At 73.9% G+C, this 19,546-nt stretch carries 13 protein-coding genes; 10 read left to right on the top strand and 3 right to left on the bottom strand.

The genetic code is table 11. The annotated features are described in order from the left end of the window. Window positions 1-155: 155 nt before the first annotated feature. Entirely contained in the window at window positions 156-926 is a 771-nt protein-coding gene (locus KPL59_RS05870; protein WP_083695224.1) for an ABC transporter ATP-binding protein, read from the bottom strand. A gap of 88 nt (window positions 927-1,014) precedes the next feature. Here KPL59_RS05870 and glgX point away from each other — a divergent pair, with 88 nt between their 5' ends. From glgX to KPL59_RS05855, 3 genes are read left to right on the top strand one after another with little or no spacing between them, the layout of a single operon-like run. Then, window positions 1,015-3,033: a glycogen debranching protein GlgX gene (gene glgX / locus KPL59_RS05865; RefSeq protein WP_226360177.1), complete on the top strand. Its 2,019-nt coding sequence runs from the start codon at window positions 1,015-1,017 to the stop codon at window positions 3,031-3,033. A 59-nt stretch (window positions 3,034-3,092) separates the two neighbouring features. Beyond that, window positions 3,093-3,320: a zinc ribbon domain-containing protein gene (locus KPL59_RS05860; RefSeq protein ID WP_226360176.1), complete on the top strand. Its 228-nt coding sequence runs from the start codon at window positions 3,093-3,095 to the stop codon at window positions 3,318-3,320. Window position 3,321: 1 nt separating this feature from the next. Continuing rightward, entirely contained in the window at window positions 3,322-3,828 is a 507-nt protein-coding gene (locus tag KPL59_RS05855) for a hypothetical protein (RefSeq protein WP_226360175.1), read from the top strand. Window positions 3,829-3,854: 26 nt separating this feature from the next. Here KPL59_RS05855 and glgP read toward each other — a convergent pair whose 3' ends face one another. Then, window positions 3,855-6,437 (bottom strand): alpha-glucan family phosphorylase, encoded by a 2,583-nt coding sequence (gene glgP / locus KPL59_RS05850; protein ID WP_226360174.1) that lies wholly within the window; start codon window positions 6,435-6,437, stop codon window positions 3,855-3,857. A 258-nt stretch (window positions 6,438-6,695) separates the two neighbouring features. On the opposite strand from glgP, the gene KPL59_RS05845 reads away from it, so the two are divergent. Beyond that, window positions 6,696-8,687 carry an alpha-1,4-glucan--maltose-1-phosphate maltosyltransferase gene (locus KPL59_RS05845; protein ID WP_043281991.1) on the top strand — a complete coding sequence of 664 codons (1,992 nt, stop codon included), beginning with the start codon at window positions 6,696-6,698 and terminating at the stop codon, window positions 8,685-8,687. A 66-nt stretch (window positions 8,688-8,753) separates the two neighbouring features. Here KPL59_RS05845 and treS read toward each other — a convergent pair whose 3' ends face one another. Further along, complete coding sequence (treS, locus tag KPL59_RS05840) at window positions 8,754-11,072, bottom strand: maltose alpha-D-glucosyltransferase (RefSeq protein WP_226360173.1); 2,319 nt, start codon at window positions 11,070-11,072, stop codon at window positions 8,754-8,756. Window positions 11,073-11,465: 393 nt separating this feature from the next. Between treS and KPL59_RS05835 the strand changes: the two genes are divergently transcribed. The 6 genes from KPL59_RS05835 (at window position 11,466) to glgB (ending at window position 19,538) form a co-directional block, all read left to right on the top strand. Further along, window positions 11,466-12,824: an aminoglycoside phosphotransferase gene (locus KPL59_RS05835; RefSeq protein WP_226360172.1), complete on the top strand. Its 1,359-nt coding sequence runs from the start codon at window positions 11,466-11,468 to the stop codon at window positions 12,822-12,824. Between the two features lie 168 nt (window positions 12,825-12,992). Then, entirely contained in the window at window positions 12,993-13,640 is a 648-nt protein-coding gene (locus KPL59_RS05830; RefSeq protein WP_226360171.1) for a DedA family protein, read from the top strand. After that, complete coding sequence (locus KPL59_RS05825; RefSeq protein WP_226360170.1) at window positions 13,628-14,875, top strand: glycosyltransferase; 1,248 nt, start codon at window positions 13,628-13,630, stop codon at window positions 14,873-14,875. The genes KPL59_RS05830 and KPL59_RS05825 overlap by 13 nt, the downstream gene beginning before the upstream one ends. Beyond that, window positions 14,872-15,720 carry an alpha/beta fold hydrolase gene (locus KPL59_RS05820; RefSeq protein ID WP_226360169.1) on the top strand — a complete coding sequence of 283 codons (849 nt, stop codon included), beginning with the start codon at window positions 14,872-14,874 and terminating at the stop codon, window positions 15,718-15,720. Before KPL59_RS05825 ends, KPL59_RS05820 begins: the two co-directional genes overlap by 4 nt. Further along, complete coding sequence (locus tag KPL59_RS05815; protein ID WP_226360168.1) at window positions 15,717-16,871, top strand: glycosyltransferase family 1 protein; 1,155 nt, start codon at window positions 15,717-15,719, stop codon at window positions 16,869-16,871. The genes KPL59_RS05820 and KPL59_RS05815 overlap by 4 nt, the downstream gene beginning before the upstream one ends. A gap of 165 nt (window positions 16,872-17,036) precedes the next feature. After that, window positions 17,037-19,538, top strand: coding sequence for a 1,4-alpha-glucan branching protein GlgB (gene glgB, locus KPL59_RS05810; protein ID WP_255676577.1), 2,502 nt, complete (start codon window positions 17,037-17,039; stop codon window positions 19,536-19,538). Window positions 19,539-19,546: the final 8 nt, after the last annotated feature.

Genomic DNA, 19,546 nt, shown 5'->3' with positions numbered 1-19,546 from the left:
CCGGTCGTCGTGCCGGCCGGGTTCTCCGGCCCGCAGCTGACCACGACCATCGCGCGCGACCGGCCCGGACGTACCTCGGGAAGACGCCGAACGGCCCATCCCGAGGAAGATCCCTCGCCAACCGGCGCCTCCCCCACTGCCCGCGTGGCGGGGGGTCAGTCGCGCCGGTAGGCGGTGAACCGTCCGTTGCCACGCCGCTCGACGGTCAGCGGCAGCCCGAACGTCTCCGACAGCGGCTCGGAGGTCATGACCTCGTCCAGGAGCCCCGCGGCGACCACACGACCCTCGCGCAGCAGCAGGCCGTGGCTGTAGTTCGGCGGGATCTCCTCGACGTGGTGGGTGACCAGCACCGACGCCGGGGCGTACGGGTCGTCGGCGAGGTCGGCGAGCCGGGTGACGAGGTCCTCGCGGCCCCCGAGGTCCAGCCCGGCGGCGGGCTCGTCGAGCAGCAGCAGCTCCGGGTCGGTCATCAGCGCGCGGGCGATCAGGGTGCGCTTGCGCTCGCCCTCGGACAGCGTGCCGTAGGCGCGCCCGGCCAGCGGACCCATCCCGAGCTGGTCGAGCAGCTGCCGGGCCCGGCCGGTGTCGTCGTTCTCGTACTCCTCGCGCCAGCGACCGAGCACGCCGTACCCAGCGGAGACGACGACGTCGGAGACGATCTCGTCGCCCGGGATGCGCACACCCAGGTTGGCCGAGGTGAGGCCGATCCGGGTGCGGAGCTCGAACACGTTGACCCGGCCCATCCGCTCGCCGAGCACGAAGACGGTGCCCGAGGTCGGGTGCAGCTCGGCACCGGCCAGGCGCAGCAGGGTGGTCTTGCCGGCGCCGTTGGGGCCGAGCACGACCCAGCGCTCGTCGAGCTCGACCCGCCAGTCGACGGCGTCGAGGAGCACGGTGTCACCACGACGGACGGTGGCGGCGTCCATACCGACGACCAGATCCTCGTCGTCGATCTCTGTGACACCGGGCGCGGCGGGGGTTCGGGGCGAAGTCACCCCCCTATCCTGGCCGATCGTGCCTGTCTTCCCCCTCGGTGCCCACCCCGACGACCACGGGACCCGCTTCGCGGTCGCCACCACCAGCGCCGAGACCGTCGAGGTCTGCCTGGTCGACGGCTCCGACACCGACGGCGAGGAGCTCACGGAGCGCCGGGTGGAGCTGCGCGAGCACACCTTCGGCGTGTGGCACGGCCACGTCCCCGGTGTGCGCCCCGGCCAGCGCTACGGCTACCGGGTGCACGGTGAGTACCGGCCGTTCCACGGTCTGCGAGCGAACCCGAACAAGATCCTCGTCGACCCCTATGCGGCGCGGATCACCGGCACCGTCACCGACCTCGTCGCCGCCCGCGGGTGGGACGGCGACCCGATGTCGGGGCGGCCCAGCACCGTCGACTCGCTCGGCTCGGTGCCGCTGTCGGTCGTCACCTCGACCGACCTCGCGCCGCGCCCGTCCCGGCCGGACGTGCCGTGGTCGGAGACGGTGATCTCGGAGATCCACGTGCGCGGCTGGACCCGGCTGCACCCGGAGGTGCCCGAGGCGCACCGCGGCACCTACCTCGGCCTGGCGCACCCCGCGGTGATCGCGCAGCTGCAGCGGACCGGGGTGACGGCCGTCGAGCTGCTGCCGGTGCAGGCGAACGCGCCGGAACCGCCGCTGCTGGAGCGGGGCGCGTCGAACTACTGGGGCTACGCGACGCTCGGGTTCCTCGCCCCGCACGCGGGCTACGCCAGCGACCCCGGCAACGAGGTCGCGGAGTTCCGCTACCTCGTCGACACCCTGCACGCGGCCGGGATCGAGGTCATCCTCGACATCGTCCCCAACCACACCTGCGAGGGCGGGGTCGGCGGCACCACGCTGTCCTACCGCGGCCTCGACGCGCCGGCCTACTACTCGCTCGGCGGGTCCGGGCACGACGCCGACATCACCGGCACCGGCAACACCCTCGACGCCGGCTCCCCCACGGTGATCCGGCTCGTCTGCGACGCCATGCGGCACTGGGTGCACGCCTACGGCGTCGACGGGTTCCGGATCGACCTCGCCTCGGTGCTCGGCCGGCCGCGGTCGGGGCCGTTCTCCCCGGACTCGGCACTGCTCACCGCGATCGCGCAGGACCCGACGCTGTCGACGACCAAGCTGATCGCCGAGCCGTGGGACGCCACCGGCGAGGGCTACCGGGTCGGCGGGTTCGGCGTCGCCTGGTCGGAGTGGAACGGCCGCTACCGCGACGCGGTGCGCGACTTCTGGCGCGGCCACGGCGGCGTCGCCGAGCTGGCGTCGCGGCTGACCGGCAGCTCCGACATCTACCAGCTGTCCGGACGCCGCCCGTGGGCCTCGGTGAACTTCGTGACCGCGCACGACGGCTTCACCCTGCGCGACCTCGTCTCCTACGAGCGCAAGCACAACGAGGGCAACGGCGAGGACAACCGCGACGGCACCGACGACAACCGCTCGCAGAACCACGGCGTCGAGGGCGAGACCGACGACGCGGGCGTCCGCGCCGCCCGCATCGCCACCGCCCGGGCGATGATGGCGACGCTGCTGCTGTCGATCGGCACGCCGATGATCACCGGCGGCGACGAGCGCTGGCGGACCCAGGGCGGCAACAACAACGCCTACTGCCGCGACGACGAGACCTCGTGGGTGGACTGGACCACCACCGACGAGACCACCGCGATGGAGGCGTTCACCGGACGCGTCGCCGCGCTGCGCCGCGAGTCCCCGGTGCTGCACCGCGACCAGTTCTACGTCGACGGCGAGGTCCTCTGGTGGGACCCGTCCGGACGCCCGATGGAGCCCGGAGACTGGCACGACGGGGGCCGTCGCACTCTGGTCGTACTGCTGGCCGACTACTGGCTGCTGGCCCTGCACGCCGGGGAGGAGCCCGTCGACTGCGTGCTGCCCGCCGAGCACGGCTTCGACCCGGTCCTGGACTCCACGACGCCCGACGGCACCCCCGCCGACACCGCGCCGGTCGACGCGGGCGCGACGATCGTCCTGCCGCCCCGCTCGGTGCGCCTGCTGCGGAGCCGCTGACCACCGCACCCTCACCGCGAGGGCTGGGAGCGGCGCGGCCCGCGGCGTAGGCTCCGCGCATGCCGCGCTACGAGTTCCGCTGCCGCGAGTGCAGCACGACGTTCGAGGTCGAGCGGCCGATGGCCGCGTCGTCGGACCCGGCGGACTGCCCGCACGGGCACGCGGACACCGTGAAGCTGCTGTCGACGATCGCGCTCGGCGGCCGGTCCGGTGCCGCGTCCCGGCCCGCGATGGCGCCGGCCGGTGGCGGCGGGGGCTGCTGCGGCGGCGGGTGCTGCGGCGGCTGAGGTGGCCCGCACGGCGGCCCGCGCCGCCGCGGTCCTGTTGACCGGACTGATCGCGACCGGGTGCTCCGGCTCCACACTGATCGCACCGTCCCGGGGCGCGGAGACGGCCGTGGGCCCGACCGCGCTCGCCGTCCCGACCTCCGAGGACACGGCGATGATCGTCGACGGGTCGAGCGTGGTCCTCGGCTCCTCCGGCCGGTCGCAGGCCCGCGGCCTCGGTACCGTGCGGCCGTCGCTGGTCGACCTGGGCGGCGCCGACTCCACCGGGGTCATCGAGCACCTGACCTGGGAGAACTGGGGCGACACGACGGCGACCGGCAGCGGAACGGCCGCCTACGCCGCCCCGGGCGAGGCGCTGGCGTCGGCGACCCAGGAGCGCGCGACGGTCGTGGCCTCCGACCCGGGCAGCTGCGACGGCAAGCCCGCCTACCGCACGCTGACCTGGTACTTCCCGCAGCACGGCGAGGTGGCGGGCACCCACCCCCCGCTCGACGTCTGCGGTCCCTGAACGCGGGCGGACGACACCCGCCGGCCTCAGCCCGCCAGGACGATCCGCCCCAGCTCGACCGACGACGCCAGGTGCGCGTGGTGCGGCAGCACCCGCACCGTGTACCCGGTGAGCCCCGCGTGCGGCAGCGGCACGGCGACCTCCCAGGACCCGTCACCGCGGTGCTGCATCGCAACGGTCACCGGGTCCGCCAGCTCGTCGGAGGTGTCGACCCGCCCGACGACGGCCTCGACCGTCACGTCCGACGGGTCCAGCCCGGCCAGGTCCACCCCCGCCCGGACCGTCATCGGCGACCCGACGACCGGGGTGTCGGGCAGCCCGGACGCGTCGACGCCGGTGATCCGGACGTGGTTCCACGCCTTGTCCAGCCGGGCCCGGAACAGCGCGATGTCGCGGGCGACGGCGTAGTCCGACGCGGCCGCGTCGGCAGCGGCGCGGGCAGCCGGGGTGTACCAGTCCTGCACGTACTCCCGCACCATCCGGGTGGCCTGCACCTTCGGCCGCAGGGTGGTGAGGGTGTGGCGGACCATCTCGACCCAGCGGTGCGGGACGCCATCGACGCGGTCGTAGAACGCCGGGCCGACCTGGGTGGCGATGAGCTCGTAGAGCGCGTTCGCCTCGAGGTCGTCGCGCCGGGTCGGGTCCTCGACGCCGTCCGCGGTGGGGATCGCCCAGCCGTTGGCGCCGTCGTAGAACTCGTCCCACCAGCCGTCGCGGATGGACAGGTTCAGCCCGCCGTTGAGCGCGGACTTCATGCCCGAGGTGCCGCAGGCCTCCAGCGGGCGCAGCGGGTTGTTCAGCCAGACGTCGCAGCCCCAGTAGAGGTAGCGCGCCATCGACATGTCGTAGTCGGGCAGGAACACGATGCGGTGGCGCACGCCCGCGTCGTCGGCGAAGCGCACGATCTGCTGGATGAGCGCCTTGCCGCCGTCGTCGGCGGGGTGCGACTTCCCCGCGACGACGAGCTGCACCGGCTGCTGCGGGTCGAGCAGCAGGCTGCGGAGCCGGTCGGCGTCGCGCAGCATCAGCGTGAGCCGCTTGTAGGTGGGGACCCGGCGGGCGAAGCCGACGGTGAGCACGTCGCGGTCGAAGACGTGGTCGGTCCAGCCCAGCTCCGGCTCGGAGGCGCCCCGCTCCAGCCAGGCGGCGCGGACCCGGCGACGGACCTCGTCGACCAGCCGGGACCGCAGCGTGTTGCGCAGCCCCCAGACCTCGGCGTCGGACACCTCGGCGGCGCTGCTCCCGGGCTCGCCGAGCATCTCGGTGACCTGGTGCGCCTCCCAGGTGGGACCGTGCACGCCGTTGGTGACCGAGCCGATCGGCACCTCGTCGCGGTCGAACCCGGCCCACAGCCCGCCGAACATCTCCCGGGAGACGCTGCCGTGGAGCCGCGAGACGCCGTTCGCGCGCTGGGCCAGGCGCAGGCCCATGTGCGCCATGTTGAACGTCTCGGGGTCCTCCTCGGCGCCCAGCGCGAGGAGCCGGTCGGTCGGCAGGCCCGGCAGCAGCCGGTCGGTGAGGTAGTGCCGCACGAGGTCCAGGCCGAACCGGTCGATGCCCGCCGGCACCGGGGTATGGGTGGTGAACACCGTGCCCGCACGGACGGCGGCGAGCGCCTCGTCGAAATCCAGCCCGCCGGACGACGCCGACGCCGACGCGGGGCCCGCGCCGTTCGACGTCACGGCCGAGCCGGTGCACAGCTCGCGGATCCGCTCGCAGCCGAGGAACCCGGCGTGCCCCTCGTTGGTGTGGAACACCTCCGGCGTCGGGTGCCCGGTGAGCCGGCAGAACGCGCGGACCGCACGGACCCCGCCGACGCCGATCAGGATCTCCTGCTGGATGCGGTGGTTCTGGTCGCCGCCGTAGAGCCGGTCGGTCACCCCGCGCAGGTCCGCCCCGCCACCGGCGTCGGAGCTCTCCGCGGCGTTCTCGGCGATGTCGGTGTCGAGCAGCAGCAGCGGGACCCGCCCGACCGCCGCCTGCCAGATCCGCGCGTGCAGCGTGCGGTCCCCCGGCATCGCGACCTCGACGAGCTCCGGCGCGCCGGAGGGGTCGGTGAGCAGCTGCAGCGGCAGCCCCTGCGGGTCGATCGCCGGATAGTGCTCGAGCTGCCAGCCGTCGAGCGACAGCGACTGGCGGAAGTACCCCGACCGGTACAGCAGCCCCACCGCGACGAGCGGGACGCCCAGGTCAGAGGCGGCCTTGAGGTGGTCACCGGCGAGCACGCCGAGCCCGCCGGAGTAGTTCGGCAGCACCTCCGAGACGCCGAACTCCATCGAGAAGTACGCGACCGCCGACGGCCTGTCCGCGCCGGCCTCGGCGTACCAGCGCGGCTCGGACAGGTAGGTCTCCAGCTCCGCGGCCCGCTCGGCGACCTCGGCGGCGACCGCCTCGTCCGCGGCGAGCTCGGCCAGGCGCGCTGTGGGGATCTCACCGAGCAGGCGGACCGGGTCGTGGCCGCAGGCGTCCCACGCGTCGGGGTCGAGGGAGGCGAACAGGTCCCGGGTCGGCGCGTGCCAGGTCCACCGAAGGTTCGTCGCCAGTGTCTGCAGCGGCGCGAGCGGAGCGGGGAGCTGGGCACGGACGGTGAAACGGCGGAGGGCTCTCACGGCCGCGAGGGTAGCCGGGAACACCGACACGCACGCGGCGTCCCGCCCGGCCGGGACGGGGTCTCACCGGTAGGGTCGCACTGCCGCGGGATCGGTGGGTCCGTGCACGTCGAATCGGTTCCGTCCACATCCGTTCCGATCCGTTCACGCCGATGGTCCCGCGGGTGTGGCGACAGGTGACGTGGCGGCGTCAGACTGGCCGTCTCGACTCTGGTGGGGACATCTACCGACGGTGACAATTTCCTGGGGGTGCAGCCGATGACCGGTCGGCTCGGAATCGACGACGTGACCCCGTTCGTGCAGAGCGGAGACCCGGCGAAGGCCGTGGTCGGTGAGGTCGTCCCGATCCGGGCGACCGTGTGGCGGGAGGGACACGACGCCGTCGCGGCGAACGTCGTGTTCACCCCGCTGTCGGCCGACGGGACGCCGGGGGACGCGCAGTACGTGCGGATGCAGCCCGACGGGGTGGGCACCGACCGCTTCGTGGCCTGGGTCCGTCCTGACGCCGAGGGTCGCTGGACCTTCCGCGTCGACGCGTGGAGCGACCCGTGGGCGACCTGGCGCTCGGCGGTGGAGAAGAAGATCGCCGCGGGCCAGACGGCCGAGGAGCTGGCCAACGACCTCGAGATCGGCGCGCGGCTGCTCGCCAGGGTCGGGCGTCGCCCGGCCGAGTCCGAGAACCGCGACCTGCTGCTCGGCGCCGCGAACACGCTGCGGGACACCGCGTTGCCGCTGCGCGCGCGGGTCGCCCCGGCCCTGTTCGACGCCGTCGTCGCGATCATGACCGAGCGCCCCGTCCGGGAGCTCATCACCCGCGGTCCGGAGCGGACGATCTTCGTCGACCGGCCCCGTGCGCTGTACGGCTCCTGGTACGAGTTCTTCCCCCGCTCCACCGGCGGCCGCGACGAGACCGGCCGCCCGGTGCACGGCACGTTCGCGACGTCGTCGAAGGAGCTCGACCGCATCGCGCGGATGGGCTTCGACGTCGTCTACCTGCCGCCGATCCACCCGGTCGGCACGGTGCACCGCAAGGGCCGCAACAACTCCACCCACGCCGAGCCGGGCGACGTCGGCTCCCCGTGGGCGATCGGCTCCGCCGCGGGCGGGCACGACGCGATCGACCCGGAGCTGGGCGACTTCGACGACTTCGACGCGTTCGTCGCGCGGGCGAACGAGCTCGGCATGGAGGTCGCGCTCGACCTGGCGCTGCAGTGCGCGCCCGACCACCCCTGGGTCACCGAGCACCCGGAGTGGTTCACCGTGCGCCCGGACGGGACGATCGCCTACGCGGAGAACCCGCCGAAGCGCTACCAGGACATCTATCCGCTCAACTTCGACCGCGACCCGGCCGGCATCTACGCCGAGTGCCTGCGCGTCGTGCTGAAGTGGGTCGAGCACGGGGTGAAGATCTTCCGGGTCGACAACCCGCACACCAAGCCGCCGAACTTCTGGCACTGGCTAATCTGGGAGGTCAAGCGGACCCACCCGGAGGTGCTGTTCCTGGCCGAGGCGTTCACCCGCCCGGCCCGGCTGTTCGGGCTGGCGCGGCTGGGCTTCACCCAGTCCTACACGTACTTCACGTGGCGGACCGAGGCCGAGGAGCTCGCCGACTTCGCGACGATGCACGCCGAGCACGCCGACGAGTGCCGCCCCAACCTGTTCACCAACACCCCGGACATCCTCCACGAGTCGCTGCAGACCGGTGGCCCGGCGATGTTCGCGATCCGGGCGACCCTGGCCGCGACGATGGCGCCCACCTGGGGCGTCTACTCCGGCTTCGAGCTGTACGAGGGCACCCCGGTCAAGCCGGGCAGCGAGGAGTACCTGGACTCGGAGAAGTACGAGCTGCGTCCGCGGGACTTCGAGTCCGCCCTGAACCAGGGCCGCTCGCTGGAGCCGTACCTGACCCGGCTCAACGAGATCCGCCGCGCCCACCCGGCGCTCCAGCAGCTGCGCGAGATCCACTTCCACGAGGTGGACAACACCAACATCATCGCGTTCTCCAAGCTGGACCCGTCCACCGGCGACCAGGTGCTGGTGGTGTGCACGCTGGACTCGCACGCGCCGCAGCAGGGCACCCTGAAGCTGGACATGCCGGCGCTGGGGCTGCGCTACACCGACGTCGTCGAGGTGCACGACGAGGTGTCGGGCGAGACCTACCGCTGGGGCGAGTACAACTTCGTGCGGCTGGTCCCGACCGACCACGTCGCGCACGTGATCGCGCTGCCGGCGCAGGCCCCGCTGCTCTGAGCGAGCCCCAACCCCTCGTCGCATGAACGGGCCCCTCGTACGAGGGGCCCGTTCATGCGGTAGGGCTCAGGAGGCTCCCGCGTCCTCGGCCGGGGGCTCCAGGACGACGGCGGTCGCCCGGAACGGCGACATCCCGATCCGGAACCCGTTCAGGTCGTCGACGACCCCCAGGTCCTCGCCGGAGAACAGGTCGGTGACCGTCGCGCCCGGCGCCAGGTGCTCCGACCGGACGAACGCGTCCACCTGCTCGTCGGCGAAGTTCAGGACGGTCACGCTGGTCCGGTCGTCGTCGAGCAGGTGCACCATCACCAGCAGGCCGCGGTGCGACACGTCCGGCACGTCGACCTGGCGGGCCGTCGCCACCCCGGAGCGCTTGCGCACGGCCAGGATGGCCTGCATCTGGCGGACGAAGCTCGTCTCGTCGGCCAGCTGGTCGGGCAGCGACCCGTAGAGGCTGCGGCCGCGGGGCATGCCCGACGAGGACCGCTCGGCACCCGGCCGGCGTCCCATCAGGTCGTGCGCGGGCCGCGAGATCCACCGGGTGTCCCCGGAGTTCAGCAGATCCGAGACCGACTCCGGCGGCAGCGTCAGCATCCCGAGCAGGTCCCAGCCCGACAGCGCGAAGACCCCGGGCTGGAAGGCGTTGAACATGACCAGCAGCAGGTGCACCCGCCGGATGCGCTCGACGTCGTCGGGCCCGATGTCGTCGAGCGCGGAGATGCCGAGCGACGCGGCGATGACGGTCGCGGTGGTGCAGGCGATCCCGTTGGTCGTGAAGATCAGGTTGTAGGGCGCGTCCGGCCCGGTGAGCACGTCGCACAGGTCGCGGCGGATCGTGTCGGCCAGGTCCCCGCCGCGCATCTCCTCACCGCGGAAGTGGAACAGCTCCTCGGTGTGCCCCGCGGTCCAGTGCACGAGCTCGTAGGTCAGCTCGTCGTGGTTCTGCAGCGCGTGCACCAGCGACGCCGGGTCGACGCCCAGGTCCAGCGCGGTGCGCAGGGTCAGCCGCAGGAACTCGGTGTCCGAGGTCGCGAGCGCGTGGTGGTAGGCGGGGCGGTTGATGAAGTCGTAGGACAGGTCCGCGCCCGCCTCGGAGGTGACCTTGATGTCGTCGACGGTCAGGTTCAGCTCCTGGAAGGTGAACCCGCCGACCTTGCGGACCATGCTCGCGATGAGGTGGTTCGCGGCCTCGGACAGCGGGTGCCCCTCGGACCAGCCGGGGTTGCCGGAGCCCGCCTTCTCCACGCCGAGGAAGCCGTTCGCGTCCAGGCGCAGCGCACCCGACCCGAGGTCGGCCAGCGAGTGCAGGGCGTCGCCGATGACCATCCGCATGCCCGCGAAGGTCGGGTCCAGCCAGTTGACCGACGGCTGACCGTCCTTGAAGTAGTGCAGGTACACCCAGCGCCGCACGACGCCGTCGACGCCGGTGACCTCGCCGGTCGCCGACCAGTTGGTCTCCTTCACACCCTCGCGGTAGAAGATGACCCGCTGCAGCCGGCCGACGATGTAGCCGGCCTTCTCCAGCGCCTCCTCGGTCGCGGCGTCGAGGTTGGCCGAGTCCTTCCCCGGCGGCACGTCGGGCAGCATCCCCCAGTCGGACGGTTCGATCTCGACCATGTGGTAGATGCCCGGGTAGTCGCCGTAGGCGAGCTCGGCGAGCCGGAAGTCCGGGCCCTTGCCGGTGTGGCCGGGGACGATGTCGTCGATGATCGTGCCGCCGTGCCAGGTGGCGGTCGCGCACATCGCGCGGAACTCCTCCTCGGTGCCGAAGGCCGGGTCGAGCTCGTTGGAGATGCGGTCGAAGTGGCCGTCGACGCTCGGGGTGGGCTGCCAGCCCGAGAGCCCGCCCGCCTTCTTCACCGGCCCGGTGTGGACGCCCTCGATGCCGATCGTCTCGAACGCCTGCCACAGCTCCTCGTCGCCGAGGGCGGCCAGGAACGACTCGCCCGAGGCGGTGATCAGCGAGATCGGGTAGGCGGTGAACCACACCGACGCCGTCTCGACCGCGTGTCGCGGCCCGGGGCTGGCGTAGGGGTTCTGCCACATCGAGCCCTGCCCGGAGAACTGGCGGGCCAGCTCGTCGGCGTGGCCGAGCATCGACTGGGACAGCAGCCACGACACGTAGACCGGGTTCTCCCCCGACGCCGGCCCGTCCTGGGCCACCGAGCGGCGCCGCACCGTGGACCGCACCCGGGCCCGGTGACGCAGCGTGCGCGGGCGTGCTTCGTGGTAGTACTCGACGAAGTTCACGTCCGGTGGCTCCGGGACGTGCTCGGCCTCGGCGGGCACCGGTTCGACGGCGGCGAGCGGATCGGCCGGGGTGATCCGGGCCTGGGTCTCCGGGATCGTCGGGGGGATGTCGGCCTTCGACTCTCGCTCGGTCACGCCGCCGGTCCTCCGGTCGCTCTGGGGGCAGGTCAGGGCAGGTACTGGGCACGTCGGGCCCACGGTGCGCCCTGCGACGGAGATCCGCACGCGGGCGCGTGCGCACCGTCGCGGGGTACCCGCGGGCACCACGTCCAGTATGGGTTTCCGGGCACGGGGATGCCGGACGGAAGCGCGATCACCGCCCGTGACCAGCGGGTGGTCGATCCGACACGGACAGTACCGCCCACCCGACGTCCTGACCCGGCCGGGTCGGCCTGTCCCGGTTAGGGTTTTCACCTGCGGGCCCGGGGGGCTCCGCCCGGTGCTCCGACGTGGTGCGGGCGGTCCCCCGAGACGTCCGCGGTGGGTGTCACACGCCGGGCGGACGGCCCGGCAGGAGGGGGACGACGCGTGCGGCCGAGCGGAGCATCCGAGGACCTGACGACGCTCCCGGGCCTGTTGCGCGACTGGCTGCCCGGGCGTCGCTGGTTCGCCGAGAAGGGGCGCCCGCTGACCGGCGTCGCCGTCGCGGCACGGCACCCGCTGCCCGCCGCAGAGGGCGTCACCCGGCTCGAGGTGCTGGTCCTCGCCGTGTCCTTCGCCGACGGGCCGGACCGGCACTACCAGCTGCTGCTGGCCCGTGCCTCGCACGCCCCGGTGGGGGCCGCACCGATCGGCGACCACGACGGGCAGGTCCTCTACGACGGCCTGCACGACCCGGCCGTCACCGCGCTGCTGCTGCGGCTGGTCGCCGAGGGCGCGACCGTCGGTGACCTGTCGTTCGTCCCCGAGCCGGGCGCCGTCTTGCCGCTGTCCGAGACCGGCCGCGTCGTCGACGCCGAGCAGTCCAACACCTCGGTCCGCTGGGGCGAGCGCTCCATCCTCAAGGTGTACCGGCGCCTGTCGCCGGGCCTGAACCCCGACCTGGAGCTGCACCGGGCGCTGCGCGCGGCCGGGTCGACCTCGGTCGCGGCGCTGCAGGGCGGGATCGAGGGCGTCCTCGACGGTGCGCCCGCCACCTTCGCGCTGCTGCAGGAGTTCGCCGCCGGCTCGCACGACGGGTGGGAACGGGCCACCGCGGCCGTGCGCGACCGGGTCGACTTCACCGGCGAGGCCCGCGCGCTCGGCGAGGCACTCGCCGACGTGCACGTCGCGCTGCGGGCCGAGCTCGGGACCAGCGAGACCGACCCGCGTGAGCTGGCGGCGTACTGGACCCGGCGATGCACCGAGATCGCCGACCAGGTGCCCGTGCTCGCCCCGCACGTGCCCGCCATCCGCGCCGTCTACGACGAGGTGGCCGCGCTGGGCGCGCCCGTCGTCGTGCAGCGGGTGCACGGCGACCTGCACCTCGGCCAGACCCTGCGCCGCCCGGACGGCCGCTGGCTGATCATCGACTTCGAGGGCGAGCCCGCCGCCTCCCCGCAGGAGCGGCGCGCGCCGGACTCCGCGGTGCGCGACGTCGTCGGGATGCTGTTCTCCTTCGACTACGCAGCCTTCCACCACCTGCTGACCCGGTCCGACACGCCCGAGGCAGGTCTCGGTTCGGACACCGCCGAGGCGCGCCTGGCTCACGACTGGTCGGCCGCGAACCGCGACGCGTTCTGCGCGGGCTACGCCGCCCGCGCCGGTGAGGACCCGCGCGCGCACGCCGCGCTGCTGCGGGCCTACGAGCTGGACAAGGCCGTCTACCAGGTGCTCTACGAGACCCGTAGCCGTCCGACCTGGCTGCCCATCCCGCTCGCCGCGATCGAGCGGGACACCACCGCGTAGCAGCTCCGGGCCGCCGGCGACACCCGGTGGTCACCGGAGCTTCCGCGCCACGACGCCGGGGCGACGCCCGACTCCCCGGGCGGCCCGGCACGGGATCGTGGAATCCTCCCCGACCAGGAGGACATCCACCGTGAGACGACCACCCACCACACGGCCCGGGGACCTGTCGTGACCCCGGCCGGTCTGCTCGGTGTGGACGGTCTGGACGGCGTCCTGGGCCTGGTCCAGCGGCCCGACGGGCCCACGCTCGGCGTGACGCTGGCCGTCCTCTTCCTCGGTGTGCTGGTGGAGGGCCCGGTGGTCAGCGTCGTCGCGGGCTCGCTCGCGGGCGCCGGGCTGCTCGACTGGTGGGCGGTGTGGCTGGTGGCCTTCGCCGCCGACGTCGTCGCCGACACCGTCTTCTACGTCCTCGGCCGCGGCGGGCGCCGCCCGGGCATCGCTCCGCTGCTGGTCCGGCTGGGTCTGACCGCGGGTCGCCGGGAGGTGCTGCGCGCAAAGGTGGGGGGCCGTCCGGGCAGGGTGGTGCTGGGCGCGAAACTGGTGGACGTCGGCGCGATCCCCGCGTTCCTGGCCATCGGCCTGGCCGGGGTGTCGTACCGGCGGTTCGTGGCCTGGGTGGTCCCGCTGACGGCGCTGCGTTCGGCGCTGCTGGTCGGGATCGGCTGGGTGGTCGGGGGCCGGTTCGCCGCGGAGCTGGCCGACCGGCCGTGGATCATCGTGGCGGTGGGGCTGGGCGTGGGCCTGGTGCTCGTGGCCGGGCGCGCGCTGTGGGTGCGTGCCACGACCTCGCGGAAGGAGAACGCGTGCGCGTCCTGATCGGGGCCGACACCTGGGCACCGGACGTCAACGGGGCCAGCTACGCAGGCCAGCGGCTGGCGGCCGAGCTCGCCGCCCGCGGGCACGAGGTGCACGTGGTCGCGCCCTCGCGCGGCCTGCGCAGCAGGCCACCGTGCCGGGTCGGGCCGGTGATCGAACACCGGGTCCGCTCCTGCCGCGTCCCCAAGCCGCCGGGCTTCCGGCTCTGCCCGCCGCCCGGGCTGCGCCAGACCTGCCGCGCGATCCTGCGCCGGGTCCGGCCCGACGTCGTGCACGTGCAGAGCCACATGGTGCTGGGCCGGATGCTGCTCACCGCGGCCGCCGACCTCGGCGTCCCGTCGATGGCGACCACGCACATGATCCCGGAGAACATCATCCCGGCGATCAGCTTCCTGCACCTGCCGGAGTCCGGGCTCAAGAAGCTGTTCTGGTGGGACGCGGTGCGCGTGCTCAGCCGGGCCGGGCTGGTCACCGCGCCGACCCCGCTGGCCGCGTCGATGGCCGAGCAGGGCGGTGTCCCCGGCCCGGTGCTGCCGGTGTCCAACGGTCTGGACCTCGGCCGCTTCCGGCCCGACACCACCGGTCGCGGGCCCGCTTTCCGGGCCCGGCACGGCATTCCCGCCGACGTGCCGCTGGTCGGCTTCGTCGGGCGGCTGGACCGGGAGAAGCACGTCGACGAGCTGGTCCGCGCCACCGCGCTGCTGCGCGCCGGTGCGGTGCCCGACGCGCAGCTGGTCGTCGTCGGCGACGGCGAGGAGCGGGCCCGGCTGGGCGCGCTGGTCCACGCCCAGCACCTGGAGCACGCGGTCACCTTCACCGGCCGGCTCACCGACGACGAGATCCCCGACGTCTACCCGGCCCTGGACGTGTTCTGCAACGCCGGCACCGCCGAGCTGCAGAGCCTGGTCACCCTGGAGGCGATGGCGACCGGGAAGCCGGTCGTCGCCGTCGACGCGGGTGCGCTGCCGCACCTGGCCCGCCCCGGCGAGAACGGCTGGCGCTACCCGCACGGCGACGTCGCCGCGCTCGCCGACCGGCTGGCCCGGGTGCTCGGCGACCCCGACGGCGCCGCCGTGCTGGGGGCGGCGAGCCTGCGGATCGCGTCCGAGCACTCGCTGGCGGCCACGGTGGACACCTTCGAGGAGCTGTACCGGACCAAGGCCCGCCCGGTCGTCCCGGTGCGTGCGTTCCGCTCGGGGCGCCGCGCCCGCCGGCACGCGGACACCCGGCGGTGACCGAAACGCTCACGCCCGCCCTCGAGCGCCCGGTCGACGGTGCCCGCACCGTCGTGCACACCTTCGGCGACCCGGACGGGGCGCCGGTGCTGGCGCTGCACGGGCTGCGCGGCAGCCACCACGGGCTCGCGCCGCTGGCGTCGCGGCTGACCGGGTATCGGGTCGTCGTGCCGGACCTGCCCGGGTTCGGGGCGTCGCCGCCGTTCACCGACCGCACCCACGACGTCGACGGTTACGCCCGATGGGCCTCGGCGCTGCTCGCCGACCTCGGCCCGGACACGGTGCTGCTGGGGCACTCGTTCGGGTCGATCGTCGCCGCGGCCGTCTGCGCCGCGGCCGCGACCACCCCCCGGGCCCTGGTGCTGGTCAACCCGATCGCCGAGCCCGCCTCGGGGGCCGGCGGCATCACCGGCCTCGGGACGGCGGCCACCGCGCTGCTCCACGAGGGAGCCGCCCGGCTCGGCCTCGACGGCGTGCTGCGCCACCGGCTGCTCGCCGACGCCGCGACCGTCTCGATGACCACCACCCGCGACCCGCTGCTGCGGCACTGGATCTCCGACGAGCACCGTGCCCACTTCGGCACCTTCGCCACGACGGCGTCGCTGCTCGAGTGCTTCCGCGCCGCCGGTTCCGGCTCGGTGCGGCCGTGGGCGCCCCGCATCACGGTGCCGACGCTGCTGCTGGCCGGGGCCCGCGACCGGGTCGCCCCACCGGCCGGGCAGCACGCGCTCGCCGCCGCCTTCGCCGACGCCCGGCTGGTCCTGCTGCCCCGCACCGGCCATCTCGTGCACTACGAGGCCCCGGCGTGGGCGGCCCGGGAGATACGGGGTTTCCTGCACCGGTGAGGGTGCTCGTCGACTGCCGCTACATCCGTCCCGGACGCCCGGACGGCATCGGCCGCTACACCACCGGACTGGTCCGCGCGCTGGACCGGATCACCCCGGTGGAGCTGCTGGTGTCCGACCCGCGCCAGCGCGACGGGCTGCCCGACCGGCCCGCGCACACCCTGCCGTCGCCGACCGGGGCCGGGGAGCCGCTGGTCGCGCGGCGGGTGAACCGGATCATCGCCGGGACGTCCGGCAACCACGGCACCGCCGGGACGTCCGGCACCGACGGCACCGACGGGTCACCCGATGCGGTCGTCTTCAGTCCGATGCAGACGATGGGCACGCTGGGCCGCCGCTACGCGGTCGTGCTGACCGTGCACGACCTCATCTACTACCGGCACCCGGCGCCACCGCCGTGGCTGCCCGCGCCGGTGCGGGCGGTGTGGCGGGCCTACCACCTGTCGTGGTGGCCGCAGCGGCTGCTGCTGGCCGGCGCCGACGCCGTCGCGTGCGTGTCCGCCGCGACCGCGGCCCTGGTCGCGGAGCACCGGCTGTCGCGCCGGGAGGTCTCCGTCGTCCCGGACGCCACCGACTTCCACCTGCCGCCCGGCACGCCGCCGCGGTCCCGCCCGTCGGGGAACCGGATCGTCTACGCCGGGTCGTTCATGCCCTACAAGGACGTCGCGACCGTGGCCAGGGCCGCGGCCCGGCTGCCCGACCACGAGCTCCACCTGGTCTCCCCCGTCCCGCCGGGGGTGCGCGCGGAGCTGGAGCGGCTCGCCGCACCGGCCCGGCCGGTGTTCCACGACGGCGTCGACGACGACGGCTACCGCGCCCTGCTCGACGGCGCCACCGCGCTGGTCTCCGCCTCCCGCGACGAGGGGTTCGGGCTCCCGGTGCTGGAGGCCATGGCGCGGGGCTGCCCGGTCGTGGTCACCGACATCCCGGCCTTCCGCAAGGTCGCGGGCGACGCCGGGGTGTTCGTCGCACCGGGTGACGACGCCGGGTTCGCCGCCGCCGTGCGCGGGCTGGACACGACGTGGACGCAGCGCTCCGATGCGGTGCGCGCCCGCGCCGCCGAGCAGACCTGGGACGACGCCGCCGTCGCGCTGCAGGCGGTCCTCGAACGGGCACTGCGGCGCCACCGGCGACGGCGCGGGCGGGACTGACCCGGCTCCGCTCACGCTCGACTGCGATCCGGCAACACTGTGCGACCGCACGCGGCGAGCATCCGTCACTCGCAGTACGGTTCCGCCGTGACCTCCGAGGAGACCCGAGCGACCCGCTCCGAGACCGATGCGTACGCACCGGACCCGGCGACGACCGACCGGCTCCTGGGCGGTGCCCACCACGACCCCCACTCGGTCCTCGGCGCGCATCCGCACGTCGACGGCACCGTGGTCCGTGTCCTGCGGCCGCACGCCGTCTCGGTGGCGGTGCTGCCGAACGGTGACCGCGCGCAGGCCTGCGAGCTGACGAGGGTGCACGACGCCGGACTGTTCTCCGGCCTCGTCCCCGGCTCCGGCGGCGACTACCGGCTGCTCGTGACCTACGGCGACGGCGCCGGCGGCACGACCGAGCAGACGGTCGACGACCCGTACCGCTGGCTGCCGACGCTCGGCGACATGGACCTGCACCTCATCGGCGAGGGACGGCACGAACGACTGTGGGACGTCCTCGGCGCACACGTCCGGGACTACGAGACCCCGTCCGGCCCGGTCGCCGGGACCAGCTTCGCTGTCTGGGCCCCGAACGCCCGCGGTGTGCGGGTCACCGGCGACTTCGACGGCTGGGCAGGCTGGGCGCTGCCGATGCGCTCACTGGGCAGCTCCGGGGTCTGGGAGCTGTTCCTGCCCGGCGTCGGTGTCGGCGACCGCTACAAGTTCCGCATCCTGGGCCCCGACGGCCGGTGGCGTGACAAGGCCGACCCGATGGCCTTCGCCACCGAGATCCCGCCGCAGACGGCGTCGGTCGTGACCCGCGACGTCCACGAGTGGGGCGACGACGCGTGGATGGCCGCCCGCGCGCAGGTCCGCCCGCACGAGGAGCCGATGAGCATCTACGAGATGCACCTCGGCTCGTGGGTGCCGGGCCTGGACTACCGCGAGATCGCCGAGCGGCTGGTGGCCTACCTGGACACCACCGGGTTCACCCACGTCGAGCTGCTGCCCGTGGCCGAGCACCCGTTCGGCGGGTCCTGGGGCTACCAGGTGACCTCGTACTTCGCCCCGACCTCGCGGTTCGGCACGCCCGACGACTTCCGGTACTTCGTCGACCGGCTGCACCGGGCGGGCTACGGCGTGATCGTCGACTGGGTTCCCGCGCACTTCCCGCGCGACGAGTGGGCGCTGGCCCGCTTCGACGGCACCGCCTGCTACGAGCACGCCGACCCGCGCCGCGGCGAGCAGCCCGACTGGGGCACGCTCGTGTTCGACTTCGGCCGCAACGAGGTGCGCAACTTCCTCGTCGCGAACGCGCTGTACTGGCTGGAGTCCTTCCACGTCGACGGCCTGCGGGTCGACGCGGTCGCCTCGATGCTCTACCTGGACTACTCCCGTGCCGACGGCCAGTGGCTGCCGAACGTCCACGGTGGCCGGGAGAACCTCGACGCGGTCGCGTTCCTGCAGGAGATGAACGCGACCGTCTACCGGGAGCACCCGGGCGTCGTGACGATCGCCGAGGAGTCCACCGCCTGGCCGGGCGTCACCCGGCCCACCTACATGGGCGGTCTCGGGTTCGGGCTCAAGTGGAACATGGGCTGGATGCACGACACGCTCGACTACACCGGGCGCGACCCCATCCACCGCAGCTACCACCACAACCAGATGACGTTCTCGCTGATGTACGCGTTCAGCGAGAACTACGTGCTGCCGATCAGCCACGACGAGGTCGTGCACGGCAAGGGGTCGCTGTGGACCCGGATGCCCGGCGACGACTGGAACAAGGCCGCCGGGGTCCGTGCGCTGCTGGCCTACATGTGGGCGCACCCCGGCAAGCAGCTGCTCTTCATGGGCGGTGAGTTCGGGCAGCCGCGGGAGTGGTCCGAGCAGCGGTCGCTGGACTGGCACCTGCAGAGCGACGACCCGCTGCACGGCGGGATCACCACGCTCGTCGCGGACCTGAACCGGACCTACCGCGCGCAGTCCGCACTGTGGTCGCGGGACACCACCCCGGACGGTTTCGCCTGGATCGACGCCAACGACGCGCAGGGCAACGTGTTCTCGTTCCTGCGCCACGGCGTCGACGCCGAGGGCCGTGCCACCGTGCTGGCCTGCGTCGCGAACTTCTCCGGTGCCCCGCGTGAGGACTACCGGGTGGGGCTGCCGTTCGCCGGGAACTGGACCGAGGTCGTCAACACCGACGCGTCGGCCTACGGCGGGTCCGGGGTGGGCAACCTGGGCCGGGTGCGCGCCGAGCAGGTCATGTGGCACGGCCAGCCCGCGTCGGCGGTGCTGCGGCTGCCGCCGTCGGGGGTGCTGTGGCTGGTGCCGGAGGACACCGGCGGCCCGGTGCTGTCCGTCCCGGCGCAGGAGGCCGCCCCGGCCGCGACGGTCCCGCCGCCGCTGCCGGCCGCCGCGCTGCCCGACGAGCCGGAGGACACCGACGTCGAGGCACCGGCGACCCCGGACGACGACCTGCAGGTCGTCGTCACGCCCGCCGACCTCGTCGACCCGGGCCCGGACGACGCCGAGGACGCCCCGGACCCCGGTCCGGTCTCCACCTCGGTCGCGCCCGCCCCCGGCACCGTCGGTGTCCGGGCGGTGCGCACCGGCTCGTTCGTCAACGGGAGCTCCGGCACGGGCGCCTCGGACACGGGGACCACCGCGGGCGACTGATCCCCTGG

This window comes from Pseudonocardia sp. ICBG1142, from assembly GCF_020496255.1.
Lineage (GTDB): Bacteria > Actinomycetota > Actinomycetes > Mycobacteriales > Pseudonocardiaceae > Pseudonocardia.
Note: the sequence above shows the minus strand (reverse complement) of the source record. Positions and strands in the feature narration are given on the sequence as shown.

Excerpts from the sequence above, each read along its gene's own strand:
- KPL59_RS05870 (WP_083695224.1), bottom strand. The coding sequence starts at position 926 with ATGGACGCCGCCACCGTCCGTCGTGGTGACACCGTGCTCCTCGACGCC.
- KPL59_RS05860 (WP_226360176.1), top strand. The coding sequence starts at position 3,093 with ATGCCGCGCTACGAGTTCCGCTGCCGCGAGTGCAGCACGACGTTCGAG.
- KPL59_RS05845 (WP_043281991.1), top strand. The coding sequence starts at position 6,696 with ATGACCGGTCGGCTCGGAATCGACGACGTGACCCCGTTCGTGCAGAGC.